6 protein-coding genes are annotated in these 14,162 nt (G+C 44.5%); 2 read left to right on the forward strand and 4 right to left on the reverse strand.

Features of this window, described 5'->3' with window-relative positions:
• The first annotated feature begins 1,301 nt into the window (after positions 1–1,301).
• Both H524_RS0112060 and H524_RS0112065 read left to right on the forward strand, forming a co-directional pair.
• Positions 1,302–3,395 carry a hypothetical protein gene (locus tag H524_RS0112060; protein ID WP_027940364.1) on the forward strand — a complete coding sequence of 698 codons (2,094 nt, stop codon included), beginning with the start codon at positions 1,302–1,304 and terminating at the stop codon, positions 3,393–3,395.
• A 385-nt stretch (positions 3,396–3,780) separates the two neighbouring features.
• Complete coding sequence (locus H524_RS0112065) at positions 3,781–4,311, forward strand: hypothetical protein (RefSeq protein ID WP_027940365.1); 531 nt, start codon at positions 3,781–3,783, stop codon at positions 4,309–4,311.
• A 380-nt stretch (positions 4,312–4,691) separates the two neighbouring features.
• Here the strand turns inward: H524_RS0112065 and H524_RS17365 are convergent, their stop codons facing one another.
• From H524_RS17365 to H524_RS0112100, 4 genes are all read right to left on the reverse strand, one after another.
• Entirely contained in the window at positions 4,692–5,609 is a 918-nt protein-coding gene (locus H524_RS17365) for a helix-turn-helix domain-containing protein (protein WP_156907617.1), read from the reverse strand.
• A 29-nt stretch (positions 5,610–5,638) separates the two neighbouring features.
• Positions 5,639–6,592: a hypothetical protein gene (locus H524_RS0112080; protein WP_027940367.1), complete on the reverse strand. Its 954-nt coding sequence runs from the start codon at positions 6,590–6,592 to the stop codon at positions 5,639–5,641.
• Between the two features lie 427 nt (positions 6,593–7,019).
• Complete coding sequence (locus H524_RS16870; protein WP_052339094.1) at positions 7,020–8,294, reverse strand: hypothetical protein; 1,275 nt, start codon at positions 8,292–8,294, stop codon at positions 7,020–7,022.
• Between the two features lie 1,142 nt (positions 8,295–9,436).
• Positions 9,437–14,077, reverse strand: coding sequence for an autotransporter domain-containing protein (locus H524_RS0112100; RefSeq protein ID WP_027940368.1), 4,641 nt, complete (start codon positions 14,075–14,077; stop codon positions 9,437–9,439).
• Positions 14,078–14,162 lie beyond the last annotated feature (85 nt).

The following is a 14,162-nucleotide window of genomic DNA, read 5'->3' on the forward strand; positions in this document are numbered from 1 at the left end:
GATATGAACTATAGCTATCATCATAACTAATAGGTATATAAAGCATACGATTACAAATGACTTCCCGGGATCTTTTGCTTGATAGCTAATCGTAGTGCTTTAAACCCCTTTGTTGACCATAAACACCATGTGCCATACGCTAAGTTTGACTTATACGAGAGCTACGGTATGTCAAATGAAATCCCTAGTTATGTATCACATGCCATAACTAGTCTAAATAGCTCAAAACGGCATATGCCAATCAAAATTCTTTTGATGGAAGCGCTAGCTAAAGGTACCATGTCCAAAAAAAGAATTTTGAAAAAAACATTTACATATTCCGAAACCGATTGTTTGTTGCGATTTTAAGGCAGGTCCAGCTAAGCATGCTTGGCGTTTAGTAGTAAATATCTTTGCTGATTGGGTGCTGGATGAATCGCTTTGAGAGATTGAGCTTTGCTCTTTAAAACTTAGTCTGGTGGCATATGAGCTTTTGCACGTAGGCATCCACCGTACGTAAGTTTATGTAAGCAAGGCATCTAAAGTGACCTCTAATATACCACGCTTTAGCAAGCTAAGTGATCTTGGTTATGAAAGTAATTGGCGATTAAGCATGGATTAGGCAGACAATATCTGTGATTTGCCGGCTATATGAGTTAAAAGCTGTATATGACTAAGGGCTTCGTTTGAAGCGATGTGTATGATGCTTATAGTGAGCTAGCTAATCTTTTGCTTAGGCATCTTATGCTAAGATACGGGCCTTAACTCTATCTTGCTGCAATGCTTTAACTAAGCATGTATAGCAATACTTTTGCTAGTCCACGCTTCTCTAGGCATGTCTTTCTTGCCTGCCTATGCGTACAAAAGGCTACATGGCGAGCTAGCATGCTCTCATTTGCATACTTGTGGTGTAGTAGCTCTTAATTAAGGTGCTGCTTGTTTCAGTATCATGAGTTACTAGGCATTGCTTATCTACGCCTAGCCTGTATTGGCCCTGCTTTGCATCATGGAGTGGCGTGAGCTCTACTATGCTGTGCTGTATTGAACGGCTTACTTAGCTATGATCTGCATAGTTTGGATCGGCTTGTCAGTACTAGCTTTTTGCTGATTGCTTTGCTTAGCTGGCTGGCTACTGAGTCGCTTGATTGGCAAGCTTGGCGTGATTGGCTTACTTGGCTTACTTGGTATGAGCGCTTTGGGCTGATGACTTTTGCGCTTGTGCGGCTTTCTTGCTTGTGACGTGGCATGGGCATGGCTATGTTTGGTCAGGCTGTGCGTAGCAAGATGGTGGAATCGATTTTATTAACTTGAGTGGAGGCTTTATGGGTTGGTTATCTTCATTGTTCGGCATGGGACAAAAGGACAAAGTCTCTGAGCAAGATGCTCAGCTTGAACAAGCCCCCATGGTTGCACTCAAGAGCATGACCTTAGCTGAGCGTCTTGCTGCCATGGCCAAAGAAGACCCACTCTTTGCTGATATGGCTGATGATGAGACTGATGCAGAGGCTCAGGCGATTGCTCAAAAAGACATTAATAAGCGTAATGTTGAAGAAAACTGCATCTTAGCAGGCTACTTGTTAATGCACTCCAAGGGCGTTGACCAAGAGAAGATCTCAGAGTGTATTGACCTTTTACTGCGCCATGCCAATCAGATGTATCAGGTACCGATGTGGAACTTCTACTTAGGTGTGGCCTATCTGTACTCTGGACAAGTTCATGTAGCTTTACGCTATTTAAATGTGGCAGTAGATGACGTTGAGTTTAATGTCAGCTGCCAAAAGTACCTTACTGTCTGCATCAATGAGCTGCAGATGCCAGAGCTCAATCCAAACTTCTCTCAAGGCTGCTCTAAGTGCTATGAGGCCTTAACAGCTGAGCTTGATAACCTCAGCGCTAAGATTAAACAAGAATTTGCCTCTGAAAGCGGTGTGGGCCATGAGACCTATCGTAAGGTCAGTGAGATTCTCTCCCTTGCCTTTGGTCGTACTGCTTTCAATCTTGATGTTGAGAGCTCTTCAAATACTGCTCGCATTGTGCTCTTACCTGTTGGCAATATTGCACGTGCTCTGCAGATGCAGTTCTTTATTGATAACTACCCTGCTCTGTTCAATGGCAAGTTAATCGTTAGCCTAGCTCGCAGCCGTAATGAGAATTTCTCTATCGCTTTTAAGAAGACACAAATTACCTCTAAGAACGTTAAGTGCTACCTAGCTCCTTCTGTTCAAGGCTTAAAAGTCTACATGTACATTAAAGAGCTTAGAGAGTATCTCAATGAAGACTTCTATGGTGCCTATAAGATGCACTTAGATCTCTTCTACTCAGCTATTGGTGAGCTTGCTGCAGCTTGTAACCACATTACCTTTGAAGCCTTACTTAAAAACGAGATTCCAAAGGACAGTGATGGTCAGAGCTTTACCTTAGACAGACTCTACAACAAGCTCCTTGAAAAAGGCCTGGTGCTTGATGGCAGCAATGACGAGCTATTAGAGCGTAGCTTTGCCACTTATGAAAACGACTTTAAGCCAGAGCCAATTCCTGACTTAAATGAGGATCATGACCACGAGCACAACCATGCGCATGCTCATAAGCATACGGCTGGAGATGCTGCTGTTCTTGCTACTAAAAAGCATGAGCATGCTAATCAGCACAAGGATGAGAGTAAGAGTGAGCATGGCACCGAGTGTAATGCCGCTATTACCAGTGCATCTGTAGACGCAGCCAATGCCTCTAGCGCCAATGCCTCTTGTGAAGCAACAGTATCTGCTAACAGCTGCACTGCTGCTGATACTTCTGCTACCACTATCACATCCACAGCCACTGCTAGCGACAGCTCCAAGAGCACTACAGCTAATGCAGCAACATCCTCATCTAATAGTGCTGCATCTTGCTCAACCAGCACATCCACTGCCGTTGATAACCGACCAACCTATCGTCGTGACATTGTAAAAGGCTATACTCGCTGCTATCAGCTCATTAAAGAGTATGGTGAAGTTGAACACCGCTTATGCGATGAACTCTTAGAGAGAGGCACTGTAGCAGGCTTCTTTGCGCTTAAGAAAGAGCTCTTTGAAGGTGAGAACGCCAAGATTAGCTTTGAGGCATTTACCGCTCAATTCCGTAAGTCCCTAACCTCAGGCCTCAATGGTCTTAGCATCCCTCTCAATGCTAAAGCTGCAGATACTAACGCAAGCAATGACAGCTCTCAGTCTTTAAATGACGATCATGGTGTTGTTGGTATCTTTGTCGGTGCTGCAGAGGGTCTAACTTGCTACTACTTAGACTTTATGAGCTGGGATACTAATACCCTCTTAGAGAGAACTTATGAGATCTTAAAGCCGCTTAACTGCTATGAGCTTACCTACGGCACCTTTAGAGGTGATGTAGCCGCTCTTAACCTAGTTAAGCGTCCTGCTTAATCCTCACTTACTGCACTAGCGCCTTGATGCCATCTTTTGTGGTGCTAGTGCATTCACCATATGACAGAATTAGCCACAAGCACATGCTCATCCTCATGCTTATGCATATGCTTATGCTTATGCAAGAACATGTGTAGTGCGTCATTGTTTGACATTAATCGACAGGCTAAATCCTCGACGAATATAGAGATGTAATGGTTATGCCTGCTATCTTTCATTATGGCTAACTACATGTACCAACACCGGCACGCCGCAACTAAGAGTCACATTGTTACATATAGCATGTCATTGACCTATACGAGGATGGCACGTGCGGCAACAAGATCAGTAACAGACTTGGCCTGCCCTTGCTTGCGTATTTAGCATCATCAAGGCTCACAAAACCATGACCAACAAAAACAGCCAACCTGAGATTCCTTCAGCCTTTAAGTCACTAGAGGATGCCGTCATAGCTGCTATGTTTTGTCAAAGCTTAGGTTTTGACTCGGAACTAGCCGCTAAGATCTGCAAAGACTACGGCTGCAGCATTGAAATGTTTAAAGACATTGCACAATGGCATCTGCAGCAGAAGCAAGCACGTGCTCTCGAGCATCAAAATGAGCTCAAAGCTTTGCAAGACAAGCACTCAGAATTAAGCAATCTTGCTGAAAAGCAAGCAATCGAACTTGCACAAGTCAAAGCAGATCTCGCTAAGTTTGGAAAGGGAACACAGGCCATTAAAGCTGAACAGAAACAGGCTATTAAGGCTCTTGAAAAAGAGCACAAAAAGGCCATTAATATCCTTGGCAAAGAACACAAAAAGCGTGTTAATGCACTTAAAAAGGAGCACCAGAAAGATCAATATAAGCTCGAGCTAGCCAAAAAAGTTGAAGCTGTGCTACGTAGTGGTAACACACAGAAGCATCACAACAGCTAAAACCATCCATATAGGCATACCATCATTACGTTAATCTCAAACACAGATAATGCGTTTAGAACTTGTTACTTGTGGCTGTGCTTCTGCTTCTTCTTATGCTTGTGCTTGTGCTTGTGCTTGTGCTTGTGCTTGTGCTTGTGCTTGTGACTGAGCATGTGGCTGTGCTTGACTTACATCGCCTCTGCATCTGATTCTGCTTTTTAGTTGTGCCCTTGTGCGTTGCTGTTGAGCAGTGGCCTTTTATCAGATATCAGAGGCCTTGTATCGGCAATATGAGCTGCTAAATTTCAGATGAGGTGATGGTGGCTTTTGTAGCTTTGCTAAGATGCCTTGAACTGACTTAATCTATGGTGCGCTGGTAACGTATTGTGGGGCTTAGTCTAATTTGACCCCTTAATGCCTAACTCATGCATATACTTGCGTACAGTCAGGTGGCTAAGGCTAATACCATAGTGTTTCTTTAGTAACGCAGGCATCGTCCTGCATCCAGCCTTACCTTTGCCATGTATCTCAAAGCACTCCAGGACACATTTTCTAATCTCATCATAGCGATCTAGGCATTGGGGATTATTGGCGTAGTAGTAAAACTCATCTTTTGAGATGCCCACCATTTTCTTGATGAGAGCAGGTGTCCACTGTGGACGCTGCTCAATAAGGTATACGGCAGTCTTATAGCGCCATTTAATGAGCATATGCGGCTTAAGATCAAGCCTATCTTCATCTTTAATCAAACTTGCAGCTGCTTTACGAATCTCTCGTTCTATCTCTTCACGCTCATAAATTTTGCTCTTTACATGCTCAGGAAGCTCTTCAAAGCCTTCGCTGCGTGAGTCTATGCGTGGGAGTTTGGCTCTACTGTTTGGTTTATAAGCAGATGCCGCTACTCGTTTAGGTACAGGGCCAAGATAATACTCAATCTTCTGCTCCATAGTAACTGCATTAGAATCAGTCTCATTCATACTGTTAATTGCTCTCACTCTTATACGCAATATCTTGTCACATGATGGGTTCACTGTTGCCAACAAAGTCGTGACACTCAACGCTTTGATGCATGCTGCGGTTATTGCTGTGCTTAGCGCTTTGATCCGTGCTATGGCTATTGCTGTACTCAGCGCTTGGGTGCATGCTATGGCTATTACTGTGCTCAAAGCTTTGATCCATGCAATGACGATTTCTCTTAGCATTGCAATGCAATGACTATTACTGTGCTCATTGCTGTGCGCAATGCTGCGCTCATTGCTATACCCATTGCTCTGCTCATTGCCTTGAGCTTTTCTATATCCTACGCTATGTTCCATGCTGAATCAGTACAAGTCTCTACAAGGCGCTATGAGCGATCCTTGTTCTTCTTTTTGTACTTCTTACGTGGTGCAACAGCTCGTCCGAAAATCCTTGGTGGAAGGCTATTGGGTTCGTCAGCTTGAGATGCCTCATTATTGCTGTCAGTGGCTCTGTACTTTAGCAAAGGGTTGTCGTGGTATGAAAACTTATCATTGATGTCAGTGGCTTTGTACTTTAGCAAAGGGTTGTCGTGGTATGAAAACTCATCATTGGCTACAAGAGGCTTATCCCACTGAGCCTTCTTAGTATTTTCTTTATGAGCCTTCGGGGACTTCTGAGCATTTACCTTCTTAGCCTTTGAGGACCCATTAGCCTTTACCTTCTTAGCCTTCGGGGTCTTCTTAGCATTTTCCCTCTTAGTGTCCTGGGCTGCCTGAGCATTTGCCTTCTGAGCTTCATGGGGATCCTTAGCATTTGCTTTCTGAGCCTCTTTGAACTCATGAGCCTCCAGAGATTTGACTAGTGGAGAGTTAAGCAGCTCTTCTTTGGTTATGCCTTTGAAAGGAGACTTGGGGCTATTAGCACTCAGACCTAGCACCTCGTCAGGCAAAGCCGCAATGATGTCATCACAGTCCCTTGGCACATCAGGGTACATTGGGACGGCATCTGCAGCTACCTTGCCTATGTATTCTTTGCCTATGTATCTCTTTACCCTTGCAAGTAAGGTATTACGCTTAATCTTGAAATAGACCTCAGCACGATCAAAGCCACAGTCAGAGGCTAAGACAAAGTTGTAGATGCCAAGTAGCTGCTCTTTAGTGTATGAAGGGCGGCCAATTCCATAAAGAAATAAGCGAGTAATTTCGACACCATGGACCTTAATGAAGAACAAGAACCAGTCAACTATAGCACTACTTGCACGAATAGCTTTGCTGATGACATCCGAGCTTTTACCCTCATTAAACAGCTCAACCATTTGCTCAAATTTAGCTCGATCCATAGCCCCGTCCTGACTTACATCCAAAGAAAATCTCTTGATGCCTGATGTAACTTACAACCGCTTGCAAATGAGTATAAGTCCCTTGTATGCATCCTACTTTTGCCTAAGGAACAAGATGGCAAAGGTCATCTGCACGGCACGTGATATGAAATAGCTCCTAGCACTCTTCCCATGCTCGCTATAATGCACGTAAGTGAGTCCCATAATGCTCATGCGCATCTGTTTAGACCACGCATCTCAAACAACGTATTTGTTGAGAGCTACACCAGCAAGCACAGCCATCAGCTGACAATTAGCCGCGCCATCAGCTGACCATTAGCCAATCCATAAGCAAGACCATTAGACACGCCATAGACATGGCTATAGCCATTATCGTAGCCATAGCCATCAATCACAGCTAGCACGCATAGCCAACATCATAGCTATGCTACTTATGACGTCTCTTACCACGTCTTTCTCGATTAGGCTTAGCATTTTTCGCCTTAGCCTTCTCCTTTTTATTGAGTTTAAGAAGATCATTGTTTAACTTGTCCATCACCTGCTTACGAGACCTGCCTAATTTTTCAAATAAGGCAAAGTGCTCATCAGTAGGCTGCATCGATAAACGCCATTCACCACCTGGCTCATCCTGTACAAGCTGAAGCTCATTTAATTTATTGATAACATCTTTAGCCGGCATACCAGCTTTACTCTCAATATGATTTCTCATCTGGCTGGCAATAAATTCAATAAGATTGAATGCATCAGGATTCTCTCTTCTGATCTGAGCCATAAGAGCGCCTAAGCTTTCTGGATCTAGATATTCCTCGTCATCATCATCGTAATCGTAATCGTCATCGTCAAAAAGGCTTGAGACATACATGTCATCATCGTCATCGTCATCGTCTAAATATTCAGGCACATAGATGTCATCATCGTCATCCTCATCCTCGTACATGTCTGAGTTAAAGAATGGGTTACTGTAGCCATTTGAGGAACGTGAGGCATCAGGTGTGAGAGAAGCAGTCTTAATGACGAGACCGCCTTTAGCTTTTGCCTTGATATTTTCTGTTACCTGATTGCTAATGGTTTCAGGCAAATCTGAGTGAATAATGACTCTAACACTACTACTCTCTTGGGCACTAGCAGAATCATCGTCTGTAGCTGATTTAAAGTCTGCGGCTGTCTTTTCCTCTGGCTCTGTAGCAGAGGCAGTAGCGCTCTTTTTCTTCTGTACCCTGGTAGATGCTGCAGCCTTTTCATCATGTGCTTCAGTAGAGACAGTAGCTGCCTTACCCTTTTTTGCTTTGGCAGTGGATGGAGATGCCTTTTTCTCTTTCTTTGTGGCAGAAGCTTGAGCTGTCTTAGCCTTTTGCTCTGCGGCATGGGCAGCTGCAAGAAGGGGCATTTGCTCATTGCAATCAGGATATGAGATATATTCTGCGCCGGCATACAGTATTTTTGTGCCTGAGGCTGATGAGTCATCATGGTCACTATCCTGAGCAACACAACTCATCAGCTCATGATACTTTGCATTAGGCACCATCATGTCTTCATTGTCATGACAGAGCTCACCAATGGTAATAAGCTTTTTGACAGAGCTGACGTCCTCACCTACCACTTGAAACATCTCGACTTTTACATCAGTGAGATTCTTCTTGCTATTACGGTGTCTTCTTATCTTGAAAGCTTGTTCAGGCACAATAACCATTGATTCAGTCATATTCAATAACCTTGATGCTTGCTAAAAATGCATTTGACTACAGCTGCCATTGCTCATCAACAGCCATCTAAGTGAATAAGATACCCTACATAGACAAAAATCACCATCAAAAAAAACAAGATCGCATCCAGCATGCTCCATCAAGAAGCTCTTAACGCGCTTATACAGACCAAGTATCCAAAGATATCTGCAGCCACGATCAGCACTGTCAGCCTCATATAGACAGCACCGCACATAAATCATTGAGCCAAGTACAAAGTGCACAGAGCTCCCATCACCTAGGCATAGACTCCCAAGCATGGCAGCAAGCCCAGCCACACAACCATGGCTACACCAATCCAACTTTCATGAAATACAGGCCGCTACATTACTTATTCAGCGCAGTACTTCTCATTTAGCCAAACCTCATTAACAGTGAATGCCTCCAGATGCATGTCAGTACAGTACTGTACTGTGCCGTGTAGTGCAGTGCTGCAAATCTCTGCTCAGTAAACTGCAGCACGCTGGCAGCTGGCTGTATTGTCTTTTCTGTGCGGAGCAAAGTAATGCCGCCAATAGCAAATTCGACAAGTAAAACACCTTGAACAAGTGCTCTAATCAACACGCCAATTTATGAAGCGACATCGCCTAAGTACTGTTGCCAACTAAGATCGCCAAATAAGCTGGTGCTTGGGGAATGGCCAGAGAGACAACTAGCATGGGGCCTTGCATATACTTGCATTCTTGCTAGTGAGCTTGAATGTCTGACTGACTGATGATTAATTGAATGAGTGGATGGATGGATGGATGGATGGATGGATGGATGGATGGATGGATGGATGGATGGATGGATGGATGGATTACCTTGCTAATCTAGGCATAGCCATCTTACCGCGATCTTTAACCTGCACTTGCTTGCTTGAGTAAAGTGGTAATTTTTAATTTCGTTTGAGGCTGTTGCTCAAACGAATTCTAAAAGTGACATAGCAAAGTATCCCCATAAAAACGGAAAAAGCGACCCCAAATGATGTCCTATCCCTGACATCACTCGTGATCGCTTTATGAGGGGCTATGTCTAGCTAATATGTGCTGCCATAGCCATGAGAATTATGTTCTAGCACTAAGCTACATGTAGCTTGGTACTAGTTAAGAGCCATGAGCTCTTAGAACATGTAACGAGCCTGTGCGTTAACACCGAAGGAATCAGTGTTCTCAGAGCCAGTGTAGTTGATACCGAAGGAGGTACCAAATGCACCGTACTGAGCACCTAAACCAACGGTTAAGCCGTAGGTAACCTCATCAAGAACCTCAGTATTCAGACCGATGTTCTTGTTGATGCCGGTAAAGCGAGTATTTGACTTAGCCTCGGTGTCGCCAGTGTTGAAGGCAATAGTTAAGTCGGCGCTAGGAGCTAATGACCAACCGCCAGTTACAAAGGCCTTAGATAAGGTTACGCCTACTGGGATTGAGAATACGTTCTGTACATCAAACTCAGTATTAGCAACTACACCCTTCTCACCAACTAAGTCATAAGAGTCGGTGTTCAGGCGGATGAAACGTGCACCTAAGTGTGGAGTTACATCAACAGCTGGGGTAGCAACAGTGTACTGACCAGTTAAGCCCATAGTAACAGCAGTGGTGTCAGCCTCACCCTTAAGGCCTAAGCCCTCAACCTCGTGAGAGATTACGGTCATAGAAGCATCACCAATTAAAGCTAAGTTACCAAAGCCCATAGCTGAGTAGACACCAAAGCCGTAGTAATCAAACTCGTCCTTTAAGCCGTTACCATTGCCCTTGCCGTCTGCATCACCAGAACCGATGTTAAATACTGCACCAAAGCGCATGTTGCCATTTACAGTGTCAGTACCAAATGCAACACCAGCTAAGTCAACGTCAGCACCGTAAGAAGCACCCTCAGCATTGAAGCCGTCAGCGTCTACGGACTTGTACATTGGGGTTAACCATACACCGCCCTTAGTCTGTGAACCAGTTGCGGAGATGGAAGCTGCCTCAACGCCTACAGCACCAACACGACCAAACATTGCATCAGCCATGGTAGTTACTGAAGCAACAGCAGCCTGCTGAGCACCAGCATAGGTTGCAGCGTGAGCAGCAGCGTCAATTGCCTTATAGCCGCCTGGCAGACCCATAGTAGTGGTTACAAACTTGTAGCCAACGCTATTAACTTCAACATCAAACTCATCATTAGCAATACCTAAGAACATATCACCAACAGGACGTGCCACACCATCATAAGCTAAGGTCTCAGCATTATCTGACAGCTTCAGCTCACCTAAAGTACCGGTGGTTGAACCAGATTCAAGAGTACCAGTTAATAAGCCGCCCAGAGCCTCAACAGTGATGTTGCTACCGCTAATTGTAACTTCCTTACCACCAGCAGTATTGTTGGCAGCATCAAAGATCTTAATGTTCTTGCTCTTAACAGTGAAGGTACCAACTAATGAGATCTTAGCGTTTTCAGATGCAATAACCTTAGCATCGCTAACTGTCTCACCACCAGTAGCAGCGATCTTACCGAAGGTCAGAGCAGCCTTGCCGCCTTCAAAAGCACTCTCAGTAACGATAAGAGCTGAGTTCTTGCCTAAGGTTAAGCTGTTAGGAGTAGTGCTAGTAGGAAGAGCCTCTAAGCCGGCATCAACAACAACATAATTACCGCTCTGAACAGTCAGAGGCTTGTTGAGTACGAAAGCGTTAGCAACGCCACCAACATTCTTCTTAGGGTCAACGAACTTGCCGTCTACAAGGTAGTCAGCCATTACAGACTCAAAGCCAGCCTGGTCAAAGCCGTAACCGAAAGCGGCATTCTTACCAACAACGATGTTGCCCTTTGCTACGCTAACATCAGTACCTGAAGCATCGCTCTGAATGGTCTGTACAGCTAAGATGGAAGCCTTCTCAGTGTAGGCTGGATCAACAAACAGAGTGCTGCCTGCGCCCATGATGAACTTATCAGCAAATACAGCTGCTGATGAAGAGCCTTTACCCTCAGCATCACCATCCTTACCAATGGTTAAGGTCTGATAACCTGCAAGATCAAGAGTAGCAACATCAACTGAAGCATTGCCTGCAATAGAGGCGGCTTTAGCAAACTTTAAGGTACCAGCCTCAACATTACCCATGATGGTAGCAGTACCCGCTACATCAACAACACCATCAGTTGCAGCAATCAGGGAGCTGCCTTGACCAAGCTCAAGATCAGTGGTGTAAACATTGTTTGCCTTCAGTGATGAGTTGTCGTTTACAGTCACGCCAACAACGCGGCTATTTGCGGTCTTTGCACCGATATCGCCCTTCACAGTAACAGCTGCATTCTTAGTTGCCTTACCAACAGTTACGTTACCGCCATTAGCGCCTACGGTTGAGTCTACTTTAATGGAGCCAATCTCGCCAGAACCAGCTAAGGTTAAGGAGTTTCCAGAATCCTTAAATACTACATTACCAGTCTGAGCAACACCGCTCTTGACTTCGTATACGAGTTTGCCACCCTTAGCATTATTTAAGGTTAAGGAAGTGTCAGTACCCATGTTAAGGGTATTACCATCTGTAACCTGCACGCTTCCAACTGACCTGTTGGTGTTTTTTACATCTGTAGCAGAGGCCTGCTTTACTGATACTTGCTCGTATGCTTCAATTGCTGCGTTGTTGGTTACATCGCCTAAAGCCATGCCATCCTGAGCGTTGGTGATGCCGGTTACATTAACGTTGAAAAGACCCTTGAAGCCATCACCTACTGACTGCTCAAGCTTATCAAAGTCAGCCTTTGATAAAGTGAGTTTCTGATCCTCAGCATCAACAAAAGAAATGGTGGTGTTTGACTCACCCACAATCGCATCCTTGAGTGCGCTTGCATCAAATGCAGAATTCTTTTGGAAGTCAGCAGCCTCAAGCTTGATCTCAGAGGTGTTCTTCAGCTCAAGACCAGCAGCAGTAGCAGCGCCTAAGGTTACGGTACCACCACCAACAGTATCAATTACTGACTTGTTTGCTGTAATCTTACCTGCAGAACCTGCAGTTGAGAGATTGCCAGTAACCTTCAGGCTAGCACCTTTGGTTAATGATAAAGCACCCTCAGTTACGGTGAGGTCTCCTGAAACAGTTAAGGCAGAACCAGTAACTGTACCACTACCATTGGTTAAGGTCAGAGTTGGAACAGTCCATGAACCATTGTTAACGAGCAACTCAGCATCGTTATCATTTAACACAATAGCCTTAGCAGATACAGAACCACTTGTACCATCAAGGATTAAGGAACCTGAGGTTACATTAACGCCGTCACCGCCAGTACCATTTACAGTCAGCTTCTTACCAGCCTGAATCTGTGCGCCACCCTTAATATTTAAGGCACCGTCTTTACCAAGCTCGAGACTCTCAAAGTTGATGGTAGCTTTGCCGTTTACATCTGCGTGCTTAGTAAAAGATGCAGTAGCACCTGAAACGCCTTTGATCTCGATGTCGCCGCCGTTAGCGTTGTATTTAGCAGCATCTACTGTACCAGCATCTTTAAGAAGCTTAATACCTGAAGTAGACCCCAGATCAACTGTCGTATCTGTTAACTCGATGGTTGCGGTCTTTCCGCTTACACCCTCAATAGAGCCAGTTAAGAACGTCTTGAGCAGTTCAGCGCTCATGGTAGCAGTAGCATCCTCGATAACCAGCTTACCATCAGCATCTGAAGTGACTTTATCGGCTGCCAGTTCAAATTTTGTATTGCCCTTGATGGTTAATGCACCTGAGTTAGAGATAGAGGCAGTGCCGCCAACGGTATTTTGGCTACCTGCGAAGATAACCTGGTTGGTTGCCTTCTTAGCGTTGGTAATATCGCCGCCAGTAATAGCTACGGTTGAGCTTTCCTTACCAAAGGTGATTGAACCAGAGGTATTAGTAAAGGTACCATCTGTAATCTTCACTTGGTCTGCTTCAAATGCAAAATCGCCAGAGGTATTAGTTACTGTTGCCTTACCAAAATTAATGGTAGCAGCCTTTAAAACACCCTTATTAGCGTTGCCAAGAGTAAACACGCCACCAGATACATTAAGCTCTTTAGCTGCTTCAATAGTTGCTGCTCCATCAGCAGCACCATTGATGGTAAATGCGATATCTTCAGTGCCGACGTTGATGTTTTGGCCCTTTAAAGTTGCACCTACACCAACAGTTACAGCAGCGCCTTTAGCAATGGTTACATCGCCAGTAGCAGTAGCACTAGCACCCTTTAATACCTTTAAAACAGCATCACCTGCTGAAGCTGCTGAATCACCAATAGTGATATCACCTTTTGAAATAAGGCTATTCTTTGCCTTGGCAGGAGCATCTGCAGCTGTTAACTCAATTTTACCTTTCTTAATGAGCACACTGTCAAAAGTAGCTGTACCTGCGGTGTCCGCCTCACCAATAGTAATACCTTGTGCATTATCACCTGTAGACTCTAACTTTAAGGTAGCTCCGGATAAATCTACTGAGCCCTTAAGAGTATTTGATGCAGCTGCTCCGCTCTGTACAATGAAAGTAACACCTGTTACATTTTGTCCAAGCTTAGCACCATTTTCTAAGGTTAAACTTTGCCACTTGTTATCAGTCTGTCCGTCGTCAGTACTCAGACCAGTAATTTTAATTTCTGTATTTGCAGCAACTGAACCTATGTTTGCATTAGCTAAAGGTGCAGCCTGAGCTTGACCTGCTGCTAAAGCTGCAGCTGCCATAGCCGCTACCATAGCGATGTTTGCGTTCTTGAAAATTGCGCGGTATTGAGCCATTAAGAACTTAATGGCGTTATTGGTTTGCTTCATTCTATGTAAGCTTTTTGATTTGATTTGTTTGCGATTTGGAGGCTAGACTGCATTTCCTTGAGCGGAAGACATCATGTGCTTTGTT

The sequence above is a fragment of the Anaerobiospirillum succiniciproducens DSM 6400 genome (assembly GCF_000482845.1).
Lineage (GTDB): Bacteria > Pseudomonadota > Gammaproteobacteria > Enterobacterales > Succinivibrionaceae > Anaerobiospirillum > Anaerobiospirillum succiniciproducens.